Genomic DNA, 26754 nt, shown 5'->3' with positions numbered 1-26754 from the left:
AACTCCAAAAAAATGTTAACGAGACTACACCCCTGAAAAAAATCAAATACTATAATTCAATTAATTACTATTAAACCTTAAGGGGATGAACAAATATGGGGATTCGTACAGGTGCTCAATATATTGATGCATTAAAATCACGCCAGCCAGAAATTTGGTTAGGGGGCAGAAAAATTACAAATGTATTTGAAGAAAAGGTGTTTCAACAGCCTATTTTAGAAATTGCGAAGTTGTACGATATGCAGCATGACCCGGCTTACCAAGAGAAAATCACTCATATTTGCGAAGAAACAGGAGAGAGAATATCAAATGCCTTCTTAATTCCTAAAAGTTACGAAGATTTAGTAGCTCGCCGAGAAGTGTTTGAAGCATTTGCAAAAGCTACCTTTGGACTGATGGGAAGAACACCGGATTTCTTAAATGTTGTAGTCACTTCTTTATTTCATAATGCTAGTTTTCTAGATTATTACAATGAACAGTGGGGCAAAAATATAAGAGATTATTACCGTTATATTCGTGATAATGACTTGTTTTTAACTCATGCTATTATCAACCCGCAGAACGACCGAAGCAAAGCCTCACATGAACAACAAGATCTCTTCACTCATTTAGGTGCTGTAAAAGAAACACCAGATGGACTTGTTGTAAAAGGAGCTAAAATGCTAGCTACACTTTCACCTATTACCGATGAAGTTATTGTTTATTCGTTCCCAGGATTTAAACCTGGAGATGAACGTTATGCACTTGCTTTTGCGCTGCCAATCGATACACCGGGACTTCGAATTCTTTGCCGGGAAGCTATGCAAGACGGAACAAGATCAGTGTTTGATCATCCGCTAGCCTCTCGATTTGAAGAGATGGATGCGGTATTGATTTTTAATGATGTGCTGATTCCTTGGAACCGAGTGTTTTTATATAACAATATTGAAGCTGCAAATCTTCTTTATCCTAAAACAGGAATCGCCCAGCAACCGGCACATCAATCTGGCGTAAGAGGATTAGTTAAACTCCAATTTGCAACGGAAGTAGCTTGTAAAGTAGCGGATGCAATCGGTGTAGATGGATATCTAAACGTTCAAGAGAGCTTAGGAGAATTGGTACAGTCAGTAGAATCTATTAGAGCTTTGCTTCGAACATCAGAGTATGAGTATACGATTAATGAAAAAGGAGAAGCTCTTCCAAATGAAACGGCTTTAGAAACAATTCGTGGATTGCTTCCTAAAATGTATCCTCGTGCTATTGAAGTCATGCAAACAATTGGTGCAGGCGGCTTGCTTATGTCTCCTACAGGAGCGGATTTTGCAAATCTTGAATTAAGAGAGGATTTAAATCGTTATTATGGAGGCCGAGAAGGAGTACCTGCTGTAGACCGTGTTCACTTATTTAAATTAGCGTGGGATCTATGTGGAGAAGCATTTGGCCAAAGGTTACTTCAATACGAGCGATACTATACAGGAGATCCAATCCGTAAAAGAGCTATTTTCTACAATAGCTATAAGCGCAGCCATTCGTTTGCCATGGTAGATGCTGCATTAAATACAGAAGCTAAAAAGAAAGAAGTAACAAACAGCTGATACCCATAATCCTTTTATATAAAAATAAACTTTGTTAATAGATACAGAGCCTAGGTTGATTACGTTCTTAATAAGGGAGGTGTAAAGATGCAAAGGTATGAGGACGGAATACTAACTTTACCAGCATCAGTAATAGCTATAGGTGCATTTGATGGCGTGCATCAAGGACATCAAGCAGTAATTAAGCGAGCTGTAAATCGAAGCAAAGCGTTAAAGGTACCTAGCGTTGTTTATACATTTGATCCTCCTCCTCGCTTTCATTTTCAAAGTGATCAAGTGTTAACGCCTATTGACCAAAAGGTACATCTGATAGCTGAGTTAGGAGTAGACTACGCAGTTATTATCCATTTTGATGAGTTATACGCTAAGCGCCCATCAATTGATTTTATCAGCAACTTAAAAAAGCTTAATCCATCGGAGATCATAGTAGGCAACGATTTTCGTTTCGGCCGAAATAGAGAAGGAGATATCAAGCTGCTGGCAAAGCACTTCCTAGTAGATATCATCCCGCCTGTCTGTTGTTCAGAAGGAACAAGAATCTCTTCTACTAGAATTCGTCAGTTACTCCAGCAAGGTGCAATTGACCAATCAAATGATTTATTAGGCTGGTCTTTACAAAAGGAATATGTATAAAAAAATGAGTGTTTGAAGATAAGTATGAGACTTCTTTAGAAGGAGGAAAGTGAAAATGAAATTACTAGGCATATCAGGCACGATTATAGGTTCTAAAACAGGTGCTGTTGTTCAACAAGTGCTTGAAGAAGCTAAATTGCAGCATCCAGACATCGAAATTGAATTTTTAGATTTACGAGATTACACTATCCAATTTTGTGATGGCCGCGATCCCTCTGCTTATTCAGAAGATACTAAAAAAGTCATTGAAATTATTTCTAGCGCTGATTTTTATATAATTGGTTCACCTATCTTCCAAGGGTCAATCACCGGTGCTCTTAAGAATGTATTTGATTTAATACATCCCCAGGTTTTTCGAAATAAAGTAATGGGGTTCATCGCCACAGGCGGGACTTATCAGCATTATCTAGTCATTGAAAATCAGTTAAAGCCTATTGCGGGTTACTTTCGTGCTTTTGTGGCACCGAGTTATGTATACGCTCATACGACTCACTTTAATCAAAAGAATGAAGTAGCCGATCCGGAAGTGTTAGGTCGCATTAAGAATTTAGCAAATGAAGTCGTCTACATGCAGAAAAAACTAAAAGTAAGCGAGCTGGAAATCCTTAATTAATCACATTTTAAGATTTTAATATTTTCAAGTGTAATCAAAATAACTTTTATTTTTTGAAAATTAAAATTTATTAAAAGGAGATTATCTCAATGACAAATACTATTCAATCATCTAAACCATTAAATCTTTGGAAGTTTATCGAAGAGCATAAAGACCAGTTAAAACCACCTGTAAACAATAAAGTGGTATGGAAAGACTCAGAATTGATGTTTATGGTTTTGGGAGGACCCAATAAACGCCGTGACTTCCACGTAGATCCTTCCGAAGAGATTTTTTATCAATTAAAAGGTGATTGCTATGTTGAAATCATTAATGAAGAAGGCAAGCGTGAAGTTGTAACGGTGAAAGAAGGAGAAGTGTATTTACTTCCTCCAAACGTTCCGCATTCTCCACATCGTGTAGCAGACACAATCGGTATTGTTATCGAGCGAAACAGAAGTGAAGGGGAGTTAGAAGACTTTGTATGGTTCTGTGATGAATGTGATGCGGAGATGCATCGTGTGAAAGTTCAGCTAACCAATATTGAAGTTCAAGTAAAAGAAGCCATTCAAGAGTTCAACAGCAGCTTAGAATTACGCACATGCAAAAAGTGTAATCATGTTATGGCACCGGAAGCGAGTGAATGGAAATGCGAATAGATTTTCATACACATATCATTCCGGAAAGTTTCCCTGACTTTGCTCAAAAATATGGCGGTGAGCGCTGGCCTGTGCTAGAACGCACATGCACATGCGGCGCATCAATTATGGTTGGAGGGAAAAATTTCAGAGACGTAACGGACCAAGTATGGAGCCCTGAAAAACGTATAGCTGACATGGATAAAGAAGGAGTAGATATTCAAGTGTTATCTCCTATCCCTGTTACGTTCTCTTATTGGGCTCAGCCCGAACATGCATTAGAAATGGCTAAAATCCAAAATGATTTTATTGCAGAAACAGTTGCTAAGTACCCTGACCGCTTTGTTGGGTTAGGAACGGTTCCTATGCAAGACGGACCTACGGCTGTTAAAGAAATGGAACGGTGCATGAATGAATTAAAACTGCATGGAATTGAAATTGGGACAAACGTCAATGGTCAAAATTTAGACCATCCGTCTTTCATTGAGTTTTTTCAAATGGCTGAAAGGTGGGAAGTGCCCATTTTCATTCACCCGTGGGAAACGTTAGGCCGTGATCGAATGCCAAACCATAACTTTATGTATACGGTAGGAATGCCAAGTGAAACAGCACTAGCGGCTGCAACACTTCTATGGAGCGGCATTATGGAGAAATTTCCTACATTAAAAGTCTGTTTTGCACATGGAGGAGGATCTTTCCCTTATATTCTTCCTAGATTAGATAAAGGGTGGGAAGTGTGGCCGCACCTCAGGCTGACAACACATCCTCCTAGTTACTATGCAAAGCAATTTTATTTTGATTCGTTAAACTACGATCCACTGAACATAAAGTATATGATTGAACGTTTTGGACATGAAAAAATCTTTATGGGATCGGATTATCCATTTTTACTGCGTGAAGTTGTTCCGGGAAAAGTTCTGGATGAAACGCTGGATTTAACTGAACAACAAAGATTAGATATGCTAGGTGGAAATGCCGCGAAGTTTCTAAACATTGGGCAAGAAAAAAGGAGTGACATTTATGCCAACAGTACAAACACCAGAGAATAGATTACAAGAACTTGGCTTAACGCTGTCAAAGGTTCGTCCTTCAGTAGGAAACTACGTCAGCTGTGTACGAACAGGTAATTTATTGTTTACTGCTGGCCAAGGTGTAGATCAATATCACGGCAAGTTAGGCAAGGATTTAACAATTGAAGAGGGATATAAGGCCGCTCAGCAATCAATGCTGAATGTATTGAGTGCGGTAAGTTATGAGTTAGACGGGTTAAGCAAAGTGAAGCGTGTCGTTAAAATTCTTGGTTTTGTAAATAGTACAGAGGACTTTACGGACCAGCCTAAAGTAATGGATGGCGCTTCAGACTTACTCGTAAAAGTATTTGGGGATAAAGGGAAACACGGCCGTTCAGCTGTAGGGATGGCCCAGCTCCCCAATAACACAGCTATAGAAATTGAAATGATTTTAGAGATTGAGGATGAGGAGGATATCCGATGAGTAAAGAGGCAGTTATTGAAAAAGTGACGGTAAAAGACGCAAAGCTTTTTATTAATGGAGAATACGTAGATGCCCTATCCGGTCAAACCTTTGATACCTTTAATCCAGCAACGAATGAGAAATTAGCTTCTGTAGCTAATGGCGGCACAGAAGATGCAAAGCGCGCTATCGACGCAGCTCAACGTGCATTTGAAAGCGGTATTTGGAGCAAGATGCCTGTTGAAGAGCGCTCTGCCATCCTTTGTAAAATGGCTGACTTAATTATGGAGAAAGTAGATGAACTAGCTTATTTAGAAACGCTAGATGTAGGCAAACCTATTAAAGAAAGTCGAGAGTTTGATATTCCACGAGCAGCTCAAAACTTCCGCTTTTTTGCTGAGATGGCTAAATATATGGTGCATGAGCATTACGAAACGCATAATGTAATGTCCTATGCCAAGTATTCACCAGCGGGAGTTACAAGCCTCATTATCCCTTGGAATCTACCGTTTATGCAGATGACATGGAAAGCTTCCGCTGCTTTGGCATCCGGTAATACAGTGGTTATTAAGCCTGCTTCTTATACACCGTTAAGTGCAGTGATGCTTGGAGAAATCGCTAACGAGGCTGGATTGCCTCCTGGTGTGTTGAATATTATTACGGGTCCGGGGAATACGGTAGGAACTACTATGTCTACTCACCCGTCCGTTCGGCGTATTTCATTTGTAGGGGAAAGTAATACAGGAAAAACGGTCATGCGAAATGCAGCAGAAAACCTGATTCCTGTTTCGCTGGAGCTTGGAGGCAAATCAGCCAATATTGTATTTGAAGATGCGGATTTAGATGAAGCAGTAAAAGGATCTATCGAAGCAATCTATCGAAATCAAGGAGAGATATGTTTAGCAGGTTCTCGTTTACTTGTACAAGAAAGCATTTATAAGCAGTTTCTTGAAAAGTTCACAGCGGAGGTAAAAAATATTAAAGTAGGCGATCCTCTGAGTGAAGAGACAAACATGGGAGCACTTGTATCACAAAGTCACTTAGAAACGGTCGATGAATATGTTCGAATTGGTTTGGCGGAAGGAGCTAAGCTGGCATGCGGAGGAAAAAGAGTAGAAGGTTTAGAAACAGGAAATTTTTATGAGCCGACTGTTCTTTACGACGTAGATAACAAAATGCGTGTAGCTCAAGAAGAAATTTTTGGTCCTGTACTTGTTGTCATTCCGTTTAAAACAGAAGAGGAAGCAATTCAAATTGCCAATGATTCTATTTATGGATTAGCAGGGGTTGTCTGGACAAATGATTTACGAAGAGCACAACGCGTTGCTTCTGGAGTTACTGCTGGATTACTTTGGATCAACTGCTGGTATATTCGTGATTTAAGAACGCCATTTGGTGGAGCAAAAGCAAGTGGAATTGGTCGTGAAGGCGGCCGGCACAGCTTTGAATTTTATACCGAAGCCAAAACAATTACGATGAAACTTTAACTCTATAAAAGAGGTGATTAACGGATGCGTACACTTATTAGTGAGCTTGCAGAAGAACTTTTAGAAGCAGAAAAGACGAATCAGCCAATTTCTCCTATTACAGAACGACATGCTGCTTTATCAGTAGCTGATTCTTACCATATTCAATTAGAGATTGTAAAAAGAAAGCTGGAAGAAGGAAAAAAAATTATTGGTAAAAAAGTTGGTCTAACCAGTAAAGCAATGCAAGATATGTTAGGAGTTAGTGAGCCTGATTATGGACACTTATTTGATGATATGAAAGTAACGGATAATGAAATAATCAACATTCATTCAATGGTGGCTCCAAAAATTGAAGCGGAAATTGGATTTATTCTAGAAGAAGATTTAAAAGGGCCAAACGTTACCTATTTAGATGTCTTAATGGCAACGAAATACGTCGTGCCGACCATCGAAGTAATCGATAGCCGTATTGCCGATTGGAAAATCAAATTAGTGGATACGGTTGCAGACAATGGCTCTTCTGCCAAAGTAGTGGTAGGGAATAAATATTCCACAATTGAACAAGCCGATTTACGTACGACTAGTATGCTTCTCTATAAAAACAAAGAGCTCGTCGCAACAGGAGCTGGAGCAGCTGCCCTTGGACATCCGGCACATGCGGTTGCATGGCTGGCAAATAAGCTATCTGATTTCGATATTTGTTTAAAAGCCGGCGAATTAATCTTACCAGGGGCTCTATCTTCAGCAGTACCAGTTGCGAGCGGGGATGTAGTAAAAGCAGAATTCGGTTCTCTTGGTTCAGTATCCGTACGTTTTGAATAATACCGGAAAGAAGGTGAAGAGTAGTGGAAAAAGTAAAAGCCGCAATTATTGGCTCAGGAAATATTGGGACCGATTTGATGTATAAGCTTCAGCGCAGCGAATTTATCGAGTTAACAGCTGTTCTTGGAATTGATCCGGATTCAGATGGTCTAAAAAGAGCGAGAGAAGCAGGATATCAAACATACAGCAATGGAATAAAAGCCCTTGCTGAAAATCCAGATCTGGCGGAAATTGTGTTTGATGCTACATCGGCTAAGGCTCACGTTAGACATGCAAAGATTTTAAAAGACTTAGGAAAAATGGTTATCGACTTAACTCCTGCTGCTAAAGGACCTTTTGTGTGTCCTCCTGTTAATCTTGGAGAAAATCTTGAATCAGAAAATGTAAACATGATTACATGCGGCGGTCAAGCAACGATTCCTATCATTTATGCAATCAACCAAGTTGCAGATGTAACATATGGAGAAATTGTGGCTACTATTTCTAGCCTAAGCGCTGGACCAGGAACACGAGCAAATATTGATGAGTTTACTGTTACCACCAGAAAAGCTATTGAAAAAGTAGGCGGTGCAGACTGCGGAAAAGCTATTATTCTCTTAAATCCGGCTGATCCACCTATCTTAATGCGCGATACAATTTATTGTAAAGTGAAAAATATGAATAAGGAAGCTATTCAAAAGGCTATCAAGGATATGGTCAAAAAAGTACAAGAATATGTACCAGGCTATAATTTAAAGCAAGAACCATTATTTGATAGTGATCAAGTAACAGTCTTTTTAGAAGTAACTGGAGCCGGAGATTATTTTCCTTCTTATGCCGGTAACTTAGATATTATGACGGCTGCTGCAGCGAAGGTTGCGGAAGATTATGCGCGCTATAAACTCGAAGAGAGCTTATATGGACGAATAAAGAAAGAGAGGGCTATGACGAATGAAACGTAATAGTGATAAGCCTATTAAGATTACAGAGGTCAGCCTCCGAGATGGAAGTCACGTAGTCAAGCATCAGTTTACAGAAGCACAAGTAAAAAGTGTCACGAAAGCGCTGGACGATGCAGGGATGCACTATATCGAGGTTAGTCATGGAGACGGGTTAGGAGGCTCGACTCTGCAATACGGAAAGTCTCTCGTTGACGAAATGAAATTAATTGAGGCTGCGGTAGAAGAAGCGAAACAAGCCACCGTTGCTGTTCTTTTAATTCCGGGAATTGGAACGGTACATGAGCTGAAGCAAGCAAATAGCCTTGGGGCAGGCTTAGTCCGAGTAGCTACACATGTGACGGAAGCAGATGTTTCTGCACAGCACATTGAATATGCTCGGAAACTAGGGATGGAAACTTTCGGTTTTCTGATGATGGCCCATTCAGCACCCGTAGAAAAGCTTGTGGAGCAAGCAAAGCTAATGGAAAGCTATGGGGCACAAGGAGTTTACATAACTGATTCAGCAGGAGCTCTTTTGCCTCATGAAGTTCGTGAACGTGTTAGAGCACTGCGTAACTCTCTTCAAGTTGAAGTAGGTTTTCACGCTCATAACAACCTTTCGTTAGCTGTTGCAAATACGCTTGCTGCTATTGAAGAAGGCGCCACGAGAATAGACGGAAGTGTTCGTTGTTTAGGAGCCGGAGCAGGTAACACTCAAACTGAAGCATTGATAGCCGTGTTAAACCGTTTAGGAATAGATGTAGGTATTGATTTGTATAAAATAATGGATCTGGCTGAAGAAGTAGTAGGACCTATCCTGCCAGGCTCTCAAGAGATTCGAAAAGGCAGCCTCGCAATGGGTTATGCAGGCGTGTATTCTAGTTTCTTACTTCATGCAGAGCGTGCTGCAAAGCGTTTTAATTTGGATTCACGTGATATTTTACTTGAACTTGGTAAAAGAAAAGCAGTCGGCGGTCAAGAAGATATGATTCTAGACGTGGCTGCTGAGTTAGCTCAAAGAAAGGTGGAAATGTGATAATGCCTTTAACGAAAAGCGCAAATTTAGAAATCGTTGACTATCTTTTATCTGCAGAAAGAGAAGGGTATGAAGTAACAAAAGTGACGGAACGCTACCCTGATTTGACAATTGATGACGCTTACAGCTTGCAAAAACAATTGATTGAACGAAAAGTACAAGACGGTGTAAAACGAGTAGGTGTAAAGCTTGGTTTAACAAGTAAGGCTAAGCAGGAAATGATGGGGGTACATGAAGCGATTTATGGATACTTAACAAGCGACATGTTGGGACTTGAATGGGAACCTATAGTATTTAATCAGCTGATTCACCCAAAAGCTGAGCCTGAAATTGCTTTTTTAATGGGGGAAGACCTCTGTGGAACCAACTTAACTGAAGAAGATGTTTTAAAAGCAGTAAAATATGTTGCACCAGCTCTTGAAATTATCGACAGCCGTTACTTGGATTTTAAATTTACTCTTCCTGATGTAGTAGCTGATAACTGTTCGTCTTCACGTTTTATTGTAGGGAGCAATTGGATAAAGCCTGACCAAGTGAATCTAGCTAATATCGGAATGGTGATGTCTAAAAACGGAGAGGTTGCTACGGTAGGCGCGGGTGCTGCCGTGCTAGGACACCCTGCTAAAGCTGTCGCCTGGGCGGTTAATAAACTAGGTGAACATAAAGAGGGATTGAAAAAAGGGGATATTGTATTAACTGGAGCGGTATCTGAAGCAATTTCTTTTAGATCAGGTGATAGTATCCATGCACAGTTCGCTGATTTAGGCAGCGTATCATTCAGCTGCAGCTAACTAGAATTTTTTAATAATTATTTCATCTGAACATAAAGGCCCTTTGTTGTATAGAAAACTTTAAGGGAAGTCGATAGTATGCCGATTGTACAAGTTCACCTTTTGGAAGGAAGAGAAGAAAAAGACATTAAAAACATGTTAGTAGAAGTAACCGAAGCAATTTCTAACAGCCTTCACGTTGAAAAGGAGAGAGTAAGGATCATTGTCAACGAGGTTCCATCTTCGCACTGGGGAATTGCAGGAGTATCAAGGAAAGAAATAGATATGAATAAGAAGAAATAAGTTGATTAGCTATAATAAAAGAGCGGTATATTTATATACCGCTCTTTTTTGTATACATCGGAAACTATCTAAGGAAAAAGAATCGTTCTTTTAATAGTCGCTTTAAGTTAGTTGATTTTTTTCAACAGCGCGCGGACAGGACTTCCATCAGCTTCAACTAAAGGAAGAGGAGCTGCGATTAGTTCATAGTCTCCTGAAGGGATTTTATCTAGTAAAACACCTTCTAAAATATGAATTTTATGGTATGCAAGTTCATGGTGAGCCGCTAGTTCTTTACTATCGAGTGGATCTACTGAAGGCAGATCAATGCCTAGCAGGCGAATGCCAAGCTTAGCAAGGTAAGGAGCTAAGCTTGGTTCAATGTAAGGAATGGTTTTCGGGAAAACACTTCGGTCTTGCCACGCGTCTGTTCGAATCAATAAGCGTGTAATACCTTTTAAAGTAACATCTGACAATTCATTTATTCCAATGCTTTTATTAGCTGGGATATGGACAACTTTTGTACGTCCAATATATAAATCTAAGTCCAAATCTATAACCTTTTTTCCGTTATCATCGAAATGAAAAGGTGCATCGATATGAGTGCCGGTATGGATACTCATTGTTATTTTTCCAACATTTACAGAACCGGTCTCTTCTTTACTCCAATTCACTTCATAAGAAAAGGGAGTATCACCAGGCCATCCTGCTGTTTTTTCGTCTAGAGGCTGTGAAATATCAATCCATTTGCTCATTCTTACTACCTCTCTATCTTTTTATAGAATATTTATAGCTTAGTTCGCAGACTCCATAGTTCTGGGAAGAAGTGCTGATCCAGAGCTCTCTTTAAGTAATTCACTCCAGAAGATCCTCCTGTACCTTGTTTGTTTCCAATAATTCTTTCTACTGTACTCATATGACTAAATCGCCACATTTGCTGTTGATTTCCGATATCAACTAATTTTTCTGCTAATTCGTATAAGTCCCAATACTGATCAACGTTACGGTATACGGTAAGCCATGCATCCTCTACGCTGGCATTCGGTTCGTAAGGCTGTGAACAATCTCTTTGTAAAACTTCTTGATCTACCGGCAATCCGCGTTTCATAAGAGCATGAATAGCAGCATCATAGATACTAGGCTCATGAAGAGCCGTTTGCATTTTTTGATATAAATCCGCGTCATGCTGGTAAACAGATAGTGTATGGACATTTTTATTTCCTAAAGCAAATTCTATCAGGCGATTTTGATAAGATTGAAAGCCAGAAGATTGACCTAATTTATCTCTAAATTCCATGTACTCTGCCGGTGTTAAGGTAGAGAGAACACTCCAAGATTGAATTAGCTGCTGCTGAATTCTTGAAACGCGTGATAACATTTTAAATGAAGGTTCCAGGTTATTAGCACGGATGCACTGAATAGCAGCTGTTACCTCATGTAGAATTAGTTTCATCCATAGTTCACTAGCTTGATGGATGACAATAAACAGCATTTCATCATGGTGATTAGAAAGTCTATGCTGACTAGATAATATTTTATCAAGGTGCAGGTAATCTCCATATGACATAGCTTTCTGAAAGTCCGTTTGAAGTTCTTTCTCTAGTTCAACTGCATTTGGTGCCTTGTTATTTGTCGTTTTCATTTTGTATCCCCCTTGTTTTTATGTAAAATAACTTGAACGTTAACGTAATTCCTCTAATTCCTCTTTCAAGCTGCTATTAGCCATATCTTCTGCAAAATGATGGTTAACTTTTCTTTTCTTAGAGATAAAATAAGCAATGGATAAGAATGCTAACCAAGGAATTCCAAACTGAAGCATAATTTTAAAATCTGTAAACCAAGTGGTAATCATTAAACCGAGTAATAAGATGGCTCCTAAAATCGTAAAATAGGGGAAGCCAAGCATTCTTACCGGTAATTTTCTTCCACCAGATTTCTCCCATTTTTTTCGGAAGTAGAGGTGAGAAACAAATATCATAAGCCATGTGAACATAGCTCCGAACATTGAAATACCCATCATAAAGGCATATGAAGAGCTTGGGAGCAGTCCATTAACTGCTGCCGCAAGAAAAATGCCCAGGGTTGATACAGCAAGGGCCCATAGCGGTACACCTTTTTTACTTAGTCTCCCTAAAAAAGCTGGTGCATGTTTACTTTGAGAGAGAGAGAACATCATACGTGTAGAAGCATATAACTGACTGTTCATAGCTGATAAAGCAGCCGTTAAAATAATGAAATTCATAATTCCAGAGGCAGCCGGGATATTCAGAATTTCCATTACTTTCACAAATGGACTTTTATCAACTTGAGCTGATTTCCATGGAACAATCATTAACATGATGCCTATAGTCAAAACGTAAAAAGTAGTTAAACGAAACACAGTTGCTTTTAAAGCCTTCGGAACGGCTACATCAGGCTCTTTTGCTTCTCCAGCTGTAACTGCAATCATTTCGGTTCCTAAGAAACTAAAGAGGGAAATAAAGACAGCTACCCACATTCCCCACCACCCGAAAGGAAGGAATCCACCATCATTTACAAAATTATCTGTACCCATATTAGGGCGTGCATCTGTTCCAAATAGAACATAGGACCCTAAAAGAATAAAGCCCACAATTGCACTAATTTTTATCATAGAAAACCAATACTCAAAAGTAGCAAACGTATTAACACTAGTTGCGTTTACATAGATTAGTATAGCAGCAAACACTAAAATCCAGACAATACCCGGAACGCTTGGAAACCAGTACTTCATATACACGGCTATTGCACTTACTTCTACTCCAACGGCGAGAACGTTGGCTATCCAATATGAATAGCGAACCAAAAACCCTGCCAGGGGATGTACATATTTTTCAGAAATTGTTCCAAACGATCCAGAGGTAGGGTGGGCCACTGTCATTTCTGCCAAACACCCCATTAAGAGTAATACAACAAAAGCTCCTAAGGCATAACTAACCAATACACTAGGTCCAGCTGTTTGAATCGCAAGTCCACTGCCTAAGAATAGTCCAGTTCCAATTGCACAGCCCATCGAAATCATTGTCAATTGACTTGTTTTTAGATTTCGTTTTAATCCCTTTTCTGCGTCATCTTTGTTTGGCAATTGAGTATTGTGGTTTTTCATATTTCATCTCCCTCATAGTTTCAAAATAATGGTTTGGCTGCATATCTACGTAAAATAGCTTCCTCAAGAATTAGAAAGCGCTTACTTTTTTCGTTAAAAAAACAAGTAGTTTAGCTTTTACGCCACTACTTCACGTTCGTTTTTAAATTTTTCATATTCTTTATCGTTCATAATTTTCTTCAAAGTTTGTACTACTTCCCAGACTTCTGTATAAGAAGTATAAAGAGCAACAGGAGCAAGACGAATAATATTCGGAGCGCGAAAATCTGGAATGATACCATTCTCTTTTAATGCTTTACAAATGCGCGCTGCTTCCTTATGTTCAAGACTTACGTGCCCTCCGCGCTTTTTATCTTCTCTAGGGCTTCCGAGGGTAAAATTGAAGTCACTCAGTTCTTTTTCTAATAAATACATTAAATAATGATTGATTTTAAGAGATTTAGCTCGAATATTATCTATACCAGCCTCAGTGAAAATTTCTAGCGATCCAATTAAAGGAGCAAGACTTAAAACGTGGGGTGTTCCAATTTGATAAGCACCGGCTGAATCAGCAGGTGTTAATGTGTGCTCCATATCAAACTGCTTTTCTTTTTTTGAACTAAACCAGCCTGCTAAACCAGGTGCTGTTCCAAAATGTTTTTTATTTACATATAAACCGCCTACACAGCCAGGTCCACCGTTTAAGTGCTTATAATTACACCAATATGCAAAGTCCACATCCCATTTACTAAATGAGTGAGGAATTGCACCAATAGAGTGGCAGCCATCAAATCCAATCAAAATTCCACGTTTGTGTGCTTCAGCCGTCAATCGTTCCATATCTAATATTTGGCCGCTGCGATAGAGTACAGTTGGTAGGATAATTAAAGCAATCTCATCGGTCATAGCCTCAATAATGTCATCTTCTTCTAAAAAACGGCCATCGCGGCTTTTTACACGTATAAGGTGAGTGTCTGGACTGTATCCGTGGGTTCGCAGCTGACTTTGAAGCGCATAAATATCAGATGGGAAGGTCAATTCATCAGCTAAAATCTTTGTGCGCGTTCCTTTTGGGTTGTAGAAAGTAGCTACAAGCTGATGAAGGTTAACTGTTGTCGAACCAGTTACAATGACTTCTTCGCTAGAAGCCCCAACTAACGGCGCACTCATTTCACCTAATTTTTCGGACAAGGAGAACCATGGATGTTTCCCCTGAGTCCATCCATCAATTCCTTGTTCTTTCCAATCATTTAATACTTCTATAAGTCTGCGTTCAGCTCTTTTAGAAAGGAGCCCCAATGAGTTTCCATCCATATATATGGAATCAGGCTTTAAATAAAATTCGTTACGAAAACTTGAAAGGGAGTCTTCTTGATCCAACTGTTTGGCATACTCTAATGTGGGTTTAAAGGTATTTAATTGCATAATTTTCCTCCTCTGCATTACTTAATATGTATCCTAGAAGAATCGTAACAAAGAATATGACACAGTGTCAATAATATAATTTTGAAAATTAAAAAAATAATTTTTGTAATAAATTCTCTTTATTACTTTTCGTTTTGTGAAAACTTCTATATCCTAGAGAGTAAAACGGATAGGGAGGAAGGAGCCTTAATGAATGAAAATAATATTGAAGATAAACGGCATTTACGTTCAATAAAGACTCGACAAAAATTATTAGAAGCTGCAAGAGAAGTATTTATACAAGAAGGTTTTCACAAAGCAACTATCACTCAAATAATAAAAAAGGCAAGGGTTGGGTATGGTACTGCATACGTTCATTTTGAAGGAAAAGAAGACTTTTTAGTTGTATTAATGGAGAATGTTATGGAGAAATTTTATGAAATTGCCGAGGCTGCATTTTTACCCGCATCTGTAAATGAAGCAGAAGAAATGATTCATAAACAAACGAACGAGTTTTTAAAAATGGCTGAGGATGAACAAAAAATGCTGCAAGTGTTTGAGCAGGCTATTGGTATTTCTCCTCTCGTTTCAGAGAAATGGAAGAACATTCGGGAAAAGTTTATTCAACGAATTTCAGAAGACATTGCCTATGCGCAGCGCAATGGATTAGCACGTAAAGATGTACATAACGAGTTAGTAGCAAGAGGGTGGTTTTTCACTAATGAAATGTACCTTTGGGAAATTGTTCGTAATGAATATAAGCACCCTGTAGAACAAATTGCTAAGAATATCGCATCTATTTATATTAAAGGACTCTATTTATAATTTCGGTGCGTAAATTGCACTTGTTTGAAATAGTATATAATATCCCGTTAATATTCAACTCTATAAAGCTAATCCAAATAGTCGATGAATGAATTTGACTTGATTTTGGACAGAGGGTTCCAAAAAAATATTTCCTCATTACTTAACGATTATCTAATGTGAGATACTTTCTTTTTATTTGAATTCTGTTTCCATAATAGAATTCAAATTCTCTTTAGCTTGGTGCCTCTTTTGCACATAAGTCTTCTTCACTCTATAAAAGAAACCTCAGTTCAAGTCATACATTTGAACTGAGGTTTCTTATTATCCTCGAAAGGTTAAATTTATTTTTTATTTACTTGGCTTCCACTTTTTTTCTGGCTCTGGGAACTTGTGTTGCCAGTTTGAAATTCATTGCCTAATTCAACATCATTTCTTTTATCTTGCTTCTCTACTTGCTCTCTTGTCTGGTTCTTTTTCTGTATCCCTTGTTTTGACATTACTTATTTCATCTCGCTTTCATCTAGTATTGTTTTTAATATGTGCAACTATAAGAAAAAACATATAAATTAAATAAATAATTTGTTAGTTGCTTCTGAATCAAAGCCCTATTTATCACCAAGCTACCCCCGGCATATAAACAACCGAGCACATCTTACATTACTACCTACGTCTTACCTAATGCAGTAATTACTCTTTTTTAGTTTTAGGGTGGACGGACAAGCTTTATGGGATTAATTTGATTTTGGAATAAGTGAGAATAGTATCGTAAAAAGGACGCATAATTAGTAAAACAATTACTGTTGTTTAATATGTCAGGAAATGAAGATTTTACTCATTTTTGGAGGAAGTTGTAATGGAGAAAGATCAAACTTTGAAAAATGCGATGAATGAATGGGCACGTGTAACTGAAGACCCAGAAATGTTAATGACTTATGAAGTAAACCAGGAATTCCAAGTAGATGAAAAATTGACATTAAAAAAAGCTGAAAAACAAGGGAAAAAAAGAGCTATTAAGAGAGTAGCGTTAAGAATGCTACAAAAAGGTATGGATAATCAAACAATATCTGAATTAACTGAGCTTACAGAAGAAGAGATTGAACAGATTCGTAAATAACGAATGTAAACCGAAGGTAGGAAGGAATATATCCAAAACAAAAATTTTATTTTATCACGATAAAAAAAGGGCTACCCCAAAATAGGAAAGAGGTAGCTTGCTCTACTCAAGCATAAAATTGAATACATTGGTTGAGTTAAAACAACTACATTATTTTAACATGTATAAAATTTTTAGTAAAACGCTATCATTTCCAGTTTTATTACCTAATTTCCTCTGCTAAAATGGAATCATAGGGATGAAGAGAGAAGGGTAGATGAGGCATATGAGTACGAGTCTATTGCTAACTTTAGGAGTTATATTTTTGGCAACAATAGCTATAGCCATTTTAATTAAGATTCCAGAGGAAGATTAAACTGAATAATAAAATAAAAAGCTATCTCAAATAATAAAGGAGATAGTTTTTTTACTGCTTTATGTCTCATTTGAAAAATTAAAATTGATTTTATATAGAGGAATTAAATGCATAAAAATTAATTAAAAACAAATACTTTCACTGTCATAAATAAAAAGGAGGCTAGATAAAGATGGATGCACAAAGAGCACAAAAAATTGCCGATTCAGTGGACATGGCCAATGTAATATATAACGGGAAAAGCATTTACATTGAGCATGTAGACCAACAAAATGGGGTAGCTACAATTCATAACCTGGATGAACCAAATAATAAGCAAAGTGTTTCTATATCTGAACTAACAGAACAATAATTTACTCTTAGAATAAAAAAGCCGTTTTATTTAGGCTTTTTTTTATTTTTCTCTCATTTTTATGGAGAGAGGATAAGAAGAAAAAATAACCACATTAGAAAAGTAGTGTTAGATCAAGGATGTATAAAAATCTAACCGTAATGAACTTCACTTTTAAATGGAGGACTCAATATAATGAAACACGACTCCTTATAACTTCCATCTTTCAAAGAAATCCCTTCCCAACAACAGTAAATCAAGCAAATAAGAAAACATTGAGGGTTAGAAGTCATTTTTTCGTTTATGTTGACTTCTGCGAAATTTTATTGTAGGATAATCTATATCATCAATAAACACATTAAATACTTATCCTACGATGCACGTTATGCCCTATTTGTTTTGAACCGTACTGTTTATTTGGGATTCCTACATTTGTTGACTGATGCCATGCCTGTCTTTGACACAGGATCGCTGGAACGTTAATATGCGGAAACCCACCTGCGAGATCGCGGGTTCACAAAACAGATTGGGAGGACGACATAGGTGGGAATCCCTTAACTATACATACCGTGCTAGACGGGGAGATGGCGGTGCCCTGTAACCTGCAATCCGCCTTAGCAGGGGTTAATTCCTAACAGAGGTATGAGTCAGGTAAGGTCTGACTTGGACAAGTGGTGTTGACAACTAGGTCCTGCACAACAGAAACCTATGAACATGGTCAGGTCCGGAAGGAAGCAGCCATAAGTAGATTCTTCTGTGTGTTGCAGCACAACCCGGTCGAGCTAACTGTACAAGTAACGCTTATTTGATCATGTCAATGACGGGTGCACGGTGTTTTTACTTAGCAATTTTTATTTAGTGTTAAGAAAACTATCTTTAATAGGTCTGGTGGCGATAGCAGAGAGGTCACACCCGTTCCCATATCGAACACGGAAGTTAAGTTCTCTAGCGCCAATGGTAGTGGGGACTTTGTCCTTGTGAGAGTAGGACGTTGTCAGGCAAAAAAACAGCTCATCATATCAATGATGGGCTGTTTTTTTGTATATTAATTTCGTTTAAATTGATTTCTACGAAATTAAATGTTATGTTTTATGTAATTTATTAGTACATGTAGGAGGATTTAGAGTGAAAAAAAATAGCCTAGAAGTTATTCCGTTGATTGATGACTTTAGCCAATGGTTAATAGAATCAGGCAAATCTGATAATACGATTAAAACCTATCGAGCAGTGCTAAACCAATTTCATGAATGGCTTCTAAGTGAAGGTAGACATTTAGATCAAGTAACAAAAAATAATGTCCAAACTTATATGATTAACCTTGAATCTAATAATAAAAGTGCGTCGACTATAGAAAAAGCTTTTGTCACAATTAGCGTTTTTGCACGCTTTCTTGAAAAACCAGAAATTGTTCAAAATATTGAACGTAAACGAAAAGAGAAAAACAACGAGGTTGTACCACAGTCATTAGAAGCAAGTGAGCTTGACCGTCTTTTATCTGAAGTAAAGCAACAGGGAAACCTTCGTGATATTGCTATTGTATATACTTTATTACATACAGGGGTTCGAGTATCAGAAATTTGTGCTTTGAATCATAAAGACGTAGAGATTAACAAATCTGACGGTTTTTTAATTATCCGTAATGCTAAAGGATGTAAAAAGCGATTTGTTCCTCTTTCTACAGAAGCAAGGAATAGTTTAAAGAAATATATTGATTCACTTGATTCTAATCATGAAGCTTTATTTGTCTCTAATTTTGATAGAAGAATGTCTCCACGTACGGTTCAGTACATGTTAAAAAAATATAATGTAAATCCTCATAAATTACGCCATACTTTCTGTCATGAGTTAGTTAAGAAAGGGATAGATATTGCAACAGTTGCCGAATTAGCAGGCCATTCTGATGTGAATGTTACAAAACGATATCTAAAATCTTCTACAAGCGATTTAGAAAATGCGATTACGCAAACCTTTTTATAAAAAAAAGCTCTGTAACAAGAATCATGATTCTTGTTACAGAGCTTTTTTTATTTAGGTGTATGTTCCTACTTAATAATTGCAAAATTAAGTATTAAAACAAAACTTACATAGATGTTGACTTCTACGAAATTATAAGATAAAATAATTTTTGTTGGTAGCGAAACAGATATTAATTATTAAATTACTAGTCCATGTTTCATATGAAGGGGTAGCATACGGATAAATGTGACTGACTATAAATAATTTCCATACTTATTGGTGGCATAGTCAAGGTCTGCAATACCTTTATCACCGGTTCAAATCCGATTGCCGGCTCCACATTCTAATAGAGAGCTTAGAAAGGACCTTTAGCTCAGCTGGTTAGAGCAGACGGCTCATAACCGTCCGGTCGTAGGTTCGAGTCCTACAAGGTCCACCATTGAACCTGAAATATGGAGGAATACCCAAGTCTGGCTGAAGGGATCGGTCTTGAAAACCGACAGGGGTGTCAAAGCCCGCGGGGGTTCGAATCCCTCTTCCTCTTCCATTATATTTTTGTTATTATCGCGGGGTGGAGCAGTTCGGTAGCTCGTCGGGCTCATAACCCGAAGGTCGCAGGTTCAAATCCTGTCCCCGCAACCATTTTTCACATGCGGATGTGGCGGAATTGGCAGACGCGCTAGACTTAGGATCTAGTGTCTTATGACGTGGGGGTTCAAGTCCCTTCATCCGCACCATTTTAGGAAGCGCCCGTAGCTCAATTGGATAGAGCGTTTGACTACGGATCAAAAGGTTAGGGGTTCGACTCCTCTCGGGCGCGCCATAAACGGGAAGTAGCTCATTTTGGTAGAGCCCAAGTCTGATAAGCGTGAGGTCGGTGGTTCAAGTCCACTTAGGCCTACTATTATTCCACAGTATTTCAATGGGAGATCCATACAGAGAAGTACCCAAGTGGCTCAAGGGGCTCCCCTGCTAAGGGAGTAGATCGTTAACGCGGTGCGAGGGTTCGAATCCCTTCTTCTCTGCCATTTTATAATTTTATCTGGTCCGTTGGCCAAGTGGTCAAGAAATTATCCTTTTAAAAAGGTAACACGGGTTCGAATCCCGGACGGGTCATTACAAAAAAGGCAGTTTGCTGATAAAGCAAGCTGTCTTTTTATTGGATAAGAGATATTGCTTTAATCCATTATGTAAAACTAATTTAAATGTTATTAGAATGAAGATAAAAAGCATTTGATAATAGTGCCGATAACTCGGAGTATGTCAACAGAGATATTTAATAAATTTCAACATTGTAGAAACGCTCGAGCTATAACCCAAAAAGAACAACCAAACAAAAAAAGCACTCACCACAAGTGAGTGCTTTTCCATTAAATAAATAATCCAACCATAATACCTGTTAAAATCGATCCCATTGTAGCGACTAACAGCATCTTTAAGCCGAACTTGGCAACGCGTGAAGCTTGTTCGCCGTTGATTGCTTGGATGGTACCAAGAACGATACCAATTGAGCTGAAGTTTGCAAATGAGATTAAGTAAGCTGATACGATCCCGACCGTTTTTTCAGAAAGGTGAGGCATCATTTTTTGGAAGTCAAGCATGGCAACGAATTCGTTTGCTACTACTTTTGTTCCCATTACGCCGCCGGCTCTCATTAGTTCATCTGCCGGAATACCCATGATAAAGGCAATTGGATAGAAGATATAGCCTAAAATGTCTTGAACAGTTAATCCGATTACGCCGTTTAATACGTAGTTCACTAATGCTAAAAGACCAACGTACGTTACAAGCATCGCTGCTACGATTAACGCAACGCGTCCGCCGTCTAGTGCTCCGTCACCGATTGCTTCAAACAGCGTGCCTTGCTTAGCAGGCGCTTTAATATCGACTTCGTTTTCATCTTCTACTTTTACAGGTGCAACGATAGAAGAAACGATTAAGCCAGAGAATACGTTTAGCGGAAGGGCAATTAATACGTATTCAGCCGGAATCATCTGCATGTATGCGCCTAGAATCGAACAAGAAACGGATACTAAAGATGTTGTTGTGACGATAAATAAACGGTTTGGTGTTAAACCTCCGATGTGGTTTTTCACCGCAATTAGCGCCGTTGTATCACCAAAAATCATCGCATTCACAGCTGTGAAGCTTTCAATTTGGGGAAGTCCGGTAATTTTTGAAACAAGTCCTCCGATATATTTGATCCCAAAGGGTAAAATACGAGAGTAGTTTAAAATACTTAATAATGCTGAAACGAATACAATCATAACTAACGTTTGGATAAAGAAAATGCCTTTTCCTGCAAGATCTCCAAACACGAACGAAATTCCGTCGTTACCAAATGATAAGATCTTTGTAAATACACTCGTAATAAAGTCAAGCACCTTGCGACCAATCGATGTATTCATCATAAAAGCAGAGATAGCGAGCTGAATAACCAGCATAACTGCGATGCCTTTGTAGTTGATAAGTTTCTTGTCGTTTGACATGAGGAACGCAACTGCTAAGACAATTACAATTCCGATAATTCCCATTAAAATTGACATTTACTTTTCTCCTTACATGTACTCTATATTTATAAAAGAGGGACGTGCATAGAAATGACTATGTAAATCGGCCTCTATTTTATATAAAAATCAGGACTTTCACGCTAGTTTTAGTAAAAATGGGCAAAATTTTTTAGGCCATTGTAAAAAATGACGTAATGGTAAAATAATATTTACTATGTGCTAATATGTAAAAAAACATGCAGAACTGACATAATAACTTATATTTCGACAACCTCTACTATCTTAAATCATTTCGAACAAAAGAAAAAGAGGAAATGAAGATATTTTTAATATAATTGTGAAATATTTTTTAAACTTTCATGATATTGCCAAGATTTTAGTGGAATACACAAAAAATAAGAGCGCCATCTTTAAAATGTGGTAAAATATGACGTAATTAGTAAGGGAAAACGGGGAAGGGAGAGGCACGAATGAATCAACGTAAAATAATTCATTTAGCAACCGGCATGCCTGAACAAATGGCATACAGTCCTGACAAAGAAATGCGCACAGGCATATGCAAGGAGCAAGTAGACAAAACGTTTTTAGCAAAAGAAGGGTTTCAAGGCGACGGCGTAGCGAACTTAAAGTATCACGGCGGTCCGGATCGTGCGGTGTGCGTGTATCCGTATGAGCACTACAAAAAATGGAACGAAGAGTTTGATACGGAACTGCCAATGTCTGCGTTTGGAGAAAATCTTGTTGTTGGAGGCATGCTTGAAAAAGAAGTATGCATTGGAGACATTTATCAAGTAGGAGACGCCGTTATTCAAGTGACGCAAGGGCGAAATCCATGCGACACAATTATAAAGCGAACGGGCGTTAAAGGGATTTTAAAACGAATGATTGAGACAAGCTACACCGGCTACCTTTGCCGCGTGCTGAAAGAAGGTACGATTACGCAAGGTGCAGAAGTGAAATTGATTGAAGCTCATCCAAACCAAGTATCCGTTTGGTTTACGCTTGATTTATATTTCCATCGTTCAAAAGATGTAGAAGGGATGAAGCGGGCTTTAGAAGTGGCTGAGCTAGCTGAAGACTGGAAGCATAAATTTCAAACGCGTATTGAAAAGGCGCTTTCCGTCGCGCAGCGATAAAAAGTAAATGCCCTCTAATCGTTAGAACGTATCTAACGATTAGAGGGCATTTTTTTCTTAGAAGCGTCCGTATCCTAAGAAATGATCTTGATAATAAGAAACATCTAGGTCAGCTACAGCTACACCGTGTGAACCAGCATGAATCATTTGGCCGTTTCCGATGTAGATTCCCATGTGAGATGGGCCGCTTGTGTATGTGTTTTGGAAGAATACTAGATCGCCTGGTTGTGGAGACGAAATTTTTGTCGCCATGTTCCAGTAGTTTGCTACGCTTGTACGTGAAATGCTGTGACCGCTATGGTTGAACACGTATGCGATAAAGCCTGAGCAGTCAAATCCGCTTGGTGTGTTTCCTGCCCATTGGTAAGGTGATCCTACTAAACTACGTGCAACATTTACTGTGCTTCCAGAAGCCGTGCTTGTTGTTGGAGCAGGTGCTGGTGTGCTTGTTTCTTGTGCTGCAGATGTAGATGCTGTAGAAGTAGAAGGAGTTGATGTGCTTACACCTTTTACTTGGCTTGCGCTTGGTTTACCTGATGCAATTGTTACATAGCTTGAGCTTTTTGAAATCCATTTATTTGGTGCAATTTCAACTAAGCCGTTTGCTTCTTTTAAAATAGCAAACTCTTGACCTTGTGTTGCAGTTCCAACAACTGGAGATGAAAAGCTAGCTCCTTGACGAATATTTAACGCACTCACGTTTACGATGACTTTTTGATTAGTAGTAGTAGTTGCTTGTTGTTGAGGTACGCTTGGCGTTACCTTTTCTTGTACGGGTGCTGGTGCAGCGCCTCCGTCATTTGCACTTGCTGAAGTTGTGCTAAATGTTAGGGCAGCGGGAACAAGTAATGCTGCTAACCCCATATTCATAACTGTACGATTTGCTTTCTTTAGCATGTTCTTTCTCCCTTTCCATAACTTGTTTTATTCACAACTGTGAGTCTATCAATCCTTACAGGAAAAGTAAACATCTAATTCCAAATTACGACATTTTGTAACATAGTTTTAATATTAAAGGGCGATATAAGTAGAATTGTCACCTTCTCTGTAATAATTCTGATAATTTATCTAGGTAGAAATGTTTAGGAGATTCATAGATTTATTAGAAAATATGTAAGCTAAATGAAAAAGGGGAGCAGAAACCCAGCAGCTGAATGGCTTCAAGGCTTTTAGGATGTATAAAAGCTATAGGTAAAAATGATATCGTCACTAGCGATGCACTTTATTTTTTCCTAAATGAGCACATAGAGAAGAAAGATACGCTGTCATAAAAGAAACTCAGTTATTATAACTGCTATGCATGAAGTACATTAAAAGCGTGCAATTGAAGTGAGTAAAAAAGAAGCGTAGTATACAAGGAGGAATGAACGCGTGAATCATTTACATTCATATATGTAGGAGTGGTTGTTGTATGAAACAGTCATCATCTTTTATTAATGGAATTCTTTTAGCTGCTCTTGTACTGATTTGGGGATTAACGTGGCCGATGTCGAAGCTGGCGCTTGGCTATTCATCGCCTATTTTGTTATCTGGACTGCGGTCATTAAGTGCGGGAATCATCTTATTAGCAGTCGCACTGCCAAGATATAAACAGCTTCACTGGAAGCAGAACTGGCGTAAATATATGGTGTCAGGTCTATTTAATTCAATCTTATTCTACGGTCTGCAAACGATTGGACTTATGTTTATGCCAGCAGGGGTCTTCAGCGTTATTGTCTACTTACAGCCGGTGCTCATCGGCATTATTGCATGGCTGTGGATTGGAGAAAGCATGAACGCTGTGAAGATAGGGGGCTTGCTTCTTGGTTTTGTAGGTGTAGCTACCATCAGCATGGGAGAATTATCTGCTAATGCTTCAGCCATTGGAATTCTTTTAGCTGTCCTTACGGCACTGAGCTGGGCGATTGGAACCGTTTATATCAAGCGTATTAGCGACAGTGTAGATGGCATTTGGCTTATTACTGTTCAAAGTCTTGTCGGCGGAGTAGTTATGACAGCAGCTGGCAGCAAAGTGGAAGGATGGTCTCATATGATGTGGAATTCATCATCTATGCTGCTGCTTTTATTTTTAGCACTGTTTTCTGTTGCCGTTGCGTGGCTCATTTATTTTTATTTAATTAGTAAAGGAGAGGCCAGCAAAGTGGCGTCCTTTAATTTTCTTGTTCCGATTATTTCAATTGTCATTGGCACGCTCTTTTTAGACGAACCGTTTACGTCGTCACTTCTTGTAGGGCTGGTGCTTATTATTATCAGCATTTATTTAGTGAATAAAAAAGCGAAGAATCAAAAGTTAAAGCCCTCTGATGGAGGAGACCAGACAGCGTGAAGCTATTCATAAAAAAACCGTATTCGCAACTCGAATACGGTTTTTCGTTTATTCAGCAACTTCAGTTTCATTTGCTTTTAGCTTTTCATAAAATACGCCAAGCGAAGTCGTTACATACGGAACAAGCCATAATAACCCAATGCCAAGCGTGATGATACTTAAAATTCCCCAGCCGATAAAGCTTAAAACAAGTAAAAAGTAGGTCCACTTGTAGCCGTTCATTAACCGTCTGCTTTCAGTAATAGACTGATTGACTGAATAATCTGGGTTATCGCGGAATACGTAGTAAGCCTGTGAATAGGCAAGGCTTTTGATGATGCCAGGAATGATTAATAAAATGCTCCATAGCACGGTATAAATAATCGTTAACAAGTAAAGTCCGAGGGTTCTAAAATATAATCCGGCAGATGAAAACGAATCAAACACGTTTCCTACACGTACACTTTCTCCTCGCACCAGACGCAATAGTACCCAGTAGTAAGAGAAAAAGAGCGGTACGAGCAGCAGGGATACAATATTAGCTAAGGTAGACTGAGAGTATTCGGTTTCAGACCCGCTTGGAAATCCGTTGATTAAAAAGTCAATAAGTCCTGGAATACCGGCAGCAATTAGATACGTAACGAACGTAAGCAGTACGGCAAATCCCCAGCGGTTTTTCAGCGCTGCGAGTGCACCTTGCTTCACTTCTTTTATTCTCATAACTTGATGTCCCCCTCTAGGTGAGTTTATACAGAGAATTTAACCTGTACATTAGTCAATATATTAGCGATTTTTGAATATATGAATGCTTGCACTAATAAGTTGTGTAAAGATTTTTTAGACGCTTGAAATTTGTGGAAATTCCTTTAAAATGGAAGTATAAGGATATTTTCGGTGGGAAGGAGGAATGAAAATGACGCTTGTGTATTTGCTGATTCTGGCAGTCGTCTATGTCTTTCTAGATTTTTGCCTGCGAAAAAAGCTGCATACAAAGATGACAAAAAGTTATTGGAGAAGCTTTAAAGGAAGGCGTCCGCTGTTTATTACAATTGAAATGGTGATGCTTGCTTCGTTTTTAGTGCTGATCTTTGTTATACCTCCAGCCTACACCTCCGTTTTTATGTTTCTTTTCTTGTTTCTCCTGTACGTGCTTCGAGGTTTCGAAGAATGGAAGTTTGAAAGAAAGCAAAAAGAGCACTACCACTCGTGGTTTGGTGCAACTTTTTTCTTATTTGGGACGTTTATATTACTGATGACAGATATGTAAAACAAGATTGAGACATAACGAAATGAACCGCTGTTGATTTCCGTGCAAGACTTCGCTTTCCGCGGGCGGCCGGTGAGCCTCCTCGTCGCGTGTGCTCCTGCGGGGTCTCACCTGTTCCGCTTTTCCCGCAGGAGTCTTCGTCGTGCTCTCCAATCAATCACTAGAAGCACCTATATATATGAAACAAGCCTACGTTCACCATACCCATGAAAAAATCCGAACGAATTGGATTCTCCATCAAGAATCAAGTTCGTTCG

At 38.7% G+C, this 26754-nt stretch carries 28 protein-coding genes, 6 tRNA genes, 1 rRNA gene and 2 other RNA genes; 28 read left to right on the top strand and 9 right to left on the bottom strand.

Annotation, left to right across the window (positions count from 1 at the left end; genetic code table 11):
- The first annotated feature begins 95 nt into the window (after positions 1 to 95).
- The 12 genes from ACFX4N_RS12575 (at position 96) to ACFX4N_RS12520 (ending at position 10230) form a co-directional block, all read left to right on the top strand.
- Entirely contained in the window at positions 96 to 1574 is a 1479-nt protein-coding gene (locus tag ACFX4N_RS12575) for a 4-hydroxyphenylacetate 3-hydroxylase family protein (RefSeq protein ID WP_063672332.1), read from the top strand.
- A gap of 87 nt (positions 1575 to 1661) precedes the next feature.
- Complete coding sequence (locus tag ACFX4N_RS12570; RefSeq protein ID WP_013058282.1) at positions 1662 to 2207, top strand: FAD synthetase family protein; 546 nt, start codon at positions 1662 to 1664, stop codon at positions 2205 to 2207.
- 55 nt (positions 2208 to 2262) lie between these two features.
- Positions 2263 to 2820 carry an NADPH-dependent FMN reductase gene (locus ACFX4N_RS12565; RefSeq protein ID WP_029323383.1) on the top strand — a complete coding sequence of 186 codons (558 nt, stop codon included), beginning with the start codon at positions 2263 to 2265 and terminating at the stop codon, positions 2818 to 2820.
- An 89-nt stretch (positions 2821 to 2909) separates the two neighbouring features.
- Positions 2910 to 3458, top strand: a complete 549-nt coding sequence (locus ACFX4N_RS12560; RefSeq protein ID WP_013058280.1) for a 3-hydroxyanthranilate 3,4-dioxygenase — start codon at positions 2910 to 2912, stop codon at positions 3456 to 3458.
- Positions 3443 to 4486 (top strand): amidohydrolase family protein, encoded by a 1044-nt coding sequence (locus ACFX4N_RS12555; protein WP_053487582.1) that lies wholly within the window; start codon positions 3443 to 3445, stop codon positions 4484 to 4486. Before ACFX4N_RS12560 ends, ACFX4N_RS12555 begins: the two co-directional genes overlap by 16 nt.
- Positions 4458 to 4931, top strand: a complete 474-nt coding sequence (locus tag ACFX4N_RS12550) for a RidA family protein (protein WP_013058278.1) — start codon at positions 4458 to 4460, stop codon at positions 4929 to 4931. Before ACFX4N_RS12555 ends, ACFX4N_RS12550 begins: the two co-directional genes overlap by 29 nt.
- A complete protein-coding gene (locus ACFX4N_RS12545) occupies positions 4928 to 6397 on the top strand; it encodes an aldehyde dehydrogenase (RefSeq protein WP_274589093.1) in 1470 nt (489 codons plus the stop codon). The genes ACFX4N_RS12550 and ACFX4N_RS12545 overlap by 4 nt, the downstream gene beginning before the upstream one ends.
- 24 nt (positions 6398 to 6421) lie before the next feature.
- Positions 6422 to 7201 carry a 2-keto-4-pentenoate hydratase gene (locus tag ACFX4N_RS12540; RefSeq protein WP_013058276.1) on the top strand — a complete coding sequence of 260 codons (780 nt, stop codon included), beginning with the start codon at positions 6422 to 6424 and terminating at the stop codon, positions 7199 to 7201.
- A 23-nt stretch (positions 7202 to 7224) separates the two neighbouring features.
- Complete coding sequence (locus ACFX4N_RS12535) at positions 7225 to 8142, top strand: acetaldehyde dehydrogenase (acetylating) (RefSeq protein ID WP_377261504.1); 918 nt, start codon at positions 7225 to 7227, stop codon at positions 8140 to 8142.
- Entirely contained in the window at positions 8132 to 9157 is a 1026-nt protein-coding gene (gene dmpG / locus ACFX4N_RS12530) for a 4-hydroxy-2-oxovalerate aldolase (protein WP_078082057.1), read from the top strand. The genes ACFX4N_RS12535 and dmpG overlap by 11 nt, the downstream gene beginning before the upstream one ends.
- Positions 9158 to 9159: 2 nt before the next feature.
- Entirely contained in the window at positions 9160 to 9948 is a 789-nt protein-coding gene (locus ACFX4N_RS12525; RefSeq protein ID WP_013058273.1) for a 2-keto-4-pentenoate hydratase, read from the top strand.
- Positions 9949 to 10026: 78 nt separating this feature from the next.
- Positions 10027 to 10230 carry a 4-oxalocrotonate tautomerase gene (locus ACFX4N_RS12520; RefSeq protein WP_013058272.1) on the top strand — a complete coding sequence of 68 codons (204 nt, stop codon included), beginning with the start codon at positions 10027 to 10029 and terminating at the stop codon, positions 10228 to 10230.
- 107 nt (positions 10231 to 10337) lie between these two features.
- Here ACFX4N_RS12520 and kynB read toward each other — a convergent pair whose 3' ends face one another.
- From kynB to kynU, 4 genes are all read right to left on the bottom strand, one after another.
- Complete coding sequence (kynB, locus tag ACFX4N_RS12515; RefSeq protein ID WP_057273703.1) at positions 10338 to 10964, bottom strand: arylformamidase; 627 nt, start codon at positions 10962 to 10964, stop codon at positions 10338 to 10340.
- Positions 10965 to 10996: 32 nt separating this feature from the next.
- Positions 10997 to 11851, bottom strand: coding sequence for a tryptophan 2,3-dioxygenase (gene kynA, locus ACFX4N_RS12510; protein WP_013058270.1), 855 nt, complete (start codon positions 11849 to 11851; stop codon positions 10997 to 10999).
- A 39-nt stretch (positions 11852 to 11890) separates the two neighbouring features.
- Positions 11891 to 13333, bottom strand: coding sequence for an amino acid permease (locus ACFX4N_RS12505; protein WP_055992711.1), 1443 nt, complete (start codon positions 13331 to 13333; stop codon positions 11891 to 11893).
- Positions 13334 to 13450: 117 nt separating this feature from the next.
- Positions 13451 to 14737: a kynureninase gene (gene kynU / locus ACFX4N_RS12500; RefSeq protein WP_029323369.1), complete on the bottom strand. Its 1287-nt coding sequence runs from the start codon at positions 14735 to 14737 to the stop codon at positions 13451 to 13453.
- 189 nt (positions 14738 to 14926) lie between these two features.
- Here kynU and ACFX4N_RS12495 point away from each other — a divergent pair, with 189 nt between their 5' ends.
- Positions 14927 to 15541: a TetR/AcrR family transcriptional regulator gene (locus ACFX4N_RS12495; protein WP_057273700.1), complete on the top strand. Its 615-nt coding sequence runs from the start codon at positions 14927 to 14929 to the stop codon at positions 15539 to 15541.
- Positions 15542 to 15864: 323 nt separating this feature from the next.
- On the opposite strand, the gene ACFX4N_RS12490 is transcribed toward ACFX4N_RS12495, so the two are convergent.
- Positions 15865 to 16020, bottom strand: coding sequence for a hypothetical protein (locus ACFX4N_RS12490; RefSeq protein WP_192100182.1), 156 nt, complete (start codon positions 16018 to 16020; stop codon positions 15865 to 15867).
- A 356-nt stretch (positions 16021 to 16376) separates the two neighbouring features.
- On the opposite strand from ACFX4N_RS12490, the gene ACFX4N_RS12485 reads away from it, so the two are divergent.
- From ACFX4N_RS12485 to ACFX4N_RS12430, 12 genes are all read left to right on the top strand, one after another.
- Positions 16377 to 16637 carry a hypothetical protein gene (locus tag ACFX4N_RS12485; RefSeq protein ID WP_057273699.1) on the top strand — a complete coding sequence of 87 codons (261 nt, stop codon included), beginning with the start codon at positions 16377 to 16379 and terminating at the stop codon, positions 16635 to 16637.
- Between the two features lie 527 nt (positions 16638 to 17164).
- A complete protein-coding gene (locus tag ACFX4N_RS12480) occupies positions 17165 to 17344 on the top strand; it encodes a small acid-soluble spore protein H (RefSeq protein ID WP_192100183.1) in 180 nt (59 codons plus the stop codon).
- A gap of 344 nt (positions 17345 to 17688) precedes the next feature.
- Positions 17689 to 17877, top strand: a non-coding RNA gene (ssrS, locus tag ACFX4N_RS12475) — 6S RNA.
- 13 nt (positions 17878 to 17890) lie between these two features.
- Positions 17891 to 18155, top strand: an RNA gene (ffs, locus tag ACFX4N_RS12470) — signal recognition particle sRNA large type.
- A gap of 52 nt (positions 18156 to 18207) precedes the next feature.
- Positions 18208 to 18323 (top strand): 5S ribosomal RNA (gene rrf, locus ACFX4N_RS12465).
- A gap of 125 nt (positions 18324 to 18448) precedes the next feature.
- Entirely contained in the window at positions 18449 to 19300 is an 852-nt protein-coding gene (locus ACFX4N_RS12460; RefSeq protein ID WP_057273698.1) for a tyrosine-type recombinase/integrase, read from the top strand.
- 341 nt (positions 19301 to 19641) lie between these two features.
- Positions 19642 to 19718: transfer RNA gene (locus tag ACFX4N_RS12455), tRNA-Ile, on the top strand.
- 15 nt (positions 19719 to 19733) lie between these two features.
- A tRNA-Ser gene (locus ACFX4N_RS12450) sits at positions 19734 to 19826 on the top strand.
- 18 nt (positions 19827 to 19844) lie between these two features.
- A tRNA-Met gene (locus tag ACFX4N_RS12445) sits at positions 19845 to 19921 on the top strand.
- A 10-nt stretch (positions 19922 to 19931) separates the two neighbouring features.
- A tRNA-Leu gene (locus ACFX4N_RS12440) sits at positions 19932 to 20016 on the top strand.
- Between the two features lie 9 nt (positions 20017 to 20025).
- Positions 20026 to 20102, top strand: a tRNA-Arg gene (locus ACFX4N_RS12435).
- Positions 20103 to 20216: 114 nt separating this feature from the next.
- A tRNA-Ser gene (locus ACFX4N_RS12430) sits at positions 20217 to 20307 on the top strand.
- Between the two features lie 342 nt (positions 20308 to 20649).
- Here ACFX4N_RS12430 and ACFX4N_RS12425 read toward each other — a convergent pair.
- The gene (locus ACFX4N_RS12425; RefSeq protein ID WP_013058262.1) at positions 20650 to 21825 is read right to left on the bottom strand and encodes a NupC/NupG family nucleoside CNT transporter; all 1176 of its coding nucleotides are present in this window, start codon (positions 21823 to 21825) and stop codon (positions 20650 to 20652) included.
- Positions 21826 to 22259: 434 nt separating this feature from the next.
- Between ACFX4N_RS12425 and ACFX4N_RS12420 the strand changes: the two genes are divergently transcribed.
- Positions 22260 to 22925: an MOSC domain-containing protein gene (locus ACFX4N_RS12420; RefSeq protein WP_192100185.1), complete on the top strand. Its 666-nt coding sequence runs from the start codon at positions 22260 to 22262 to the stop codon at positions 22923 to 22925.
- Positions 22926 to 22982: 57 nt separating this feature from the next.
- Here the strand turns inward: ACFX4N_RS12420 and ACFX4N_RS12415 are convergent, their stop codons facing one another.
- Complete coding sequence (locus ACFX4N_RS12415; protein WP_013058260.1) at positions 22983 to 23822, bottom strand: C40 family peptidase; 840 nt, start codon at positions 23820 to 23822, stop codon at positions 22983 to 22985.
- 514 nt (positions 23823 to 24336) lie between these two features.
- On the opposite strand from ACFX4N_RS12415, the gene ACFX4N_RS12410 reads away from it, so the two are divergent.
- On the top strand, positions 24337 to 25251 hold the full coding sequence (locus ACFX4N_RS12410) for a DMT family transporter (RefSeq protein WP_192100187.1): 915 nt from the start codon (positions 24337 to 24339) through the stop codon (positions 25249 to 25251).
- A gap of 48 nt (positions 25252 to 25299) precedes the next feature.
- Here the strand turns inward: ACFX4N_RS12410 and ACFX4N_RS12405 are convergent, their stop codons facing one another.
- Positions 25300 to 25950 (bottom strand): DUF975 family protein, encoded by a 651-nt coding sequence (locus tag ACFX4N_RS12405; protein ID WP_013058258.1) that lies wholly within the window; start codon positions 25948 to 25950, stop codon positions 25300 to 25302.
- 193 nt (positions 25951 to 26143) lie between these two features.
- Between ACFX4N_RS12405 and ACFX4N_RS12400 the strand changes: the two genes are divergently transcribed.
- Positions 26144 to 26497 (top strand): DUF4181 domain-containing protein, encoded by a 354-nt coding sequence (locus ACFX4N_RS12400; RefSeq protein WP_057273695.1) that lies wholly within the window; start codon positions 26144 to 26146, stop codon positions 26495 to 26497.
- Here ACFX4N_RS12400 and ACFX4N_RS12395 read toward each other — a convergent pair.
- Positions 26472 to 26654, bottom strand: a complete 183-nt coding sequence (locus tag ACFX4N_RS12395) for a hypothetical protein (protein ID WP_082611759.1) — start codon at positions 26652 to 26654, stop codon at positions 26472 to 26474. The two genes, ACFX4N_RS12400 and ACFX4N_RS12395, sit on opposite strands and share 26 nt — an antisense overlap.
- Positions 26655 to 26754 lie beyond the last annotated feature (100 nt).

The organism is Priestia sp. YIM B13551, from assembly GCF_042787905.1.
Classification (GTDB): Bacteria; Bacillota; Bacilli; order Bacillales; family Bacillaceae_H; genus Priestia.
The sequence above is the reverse complement of the archived record's forward strand: the minus strand, read 5'-3'. Positions and strand labels throughout refer to the sequence as shown.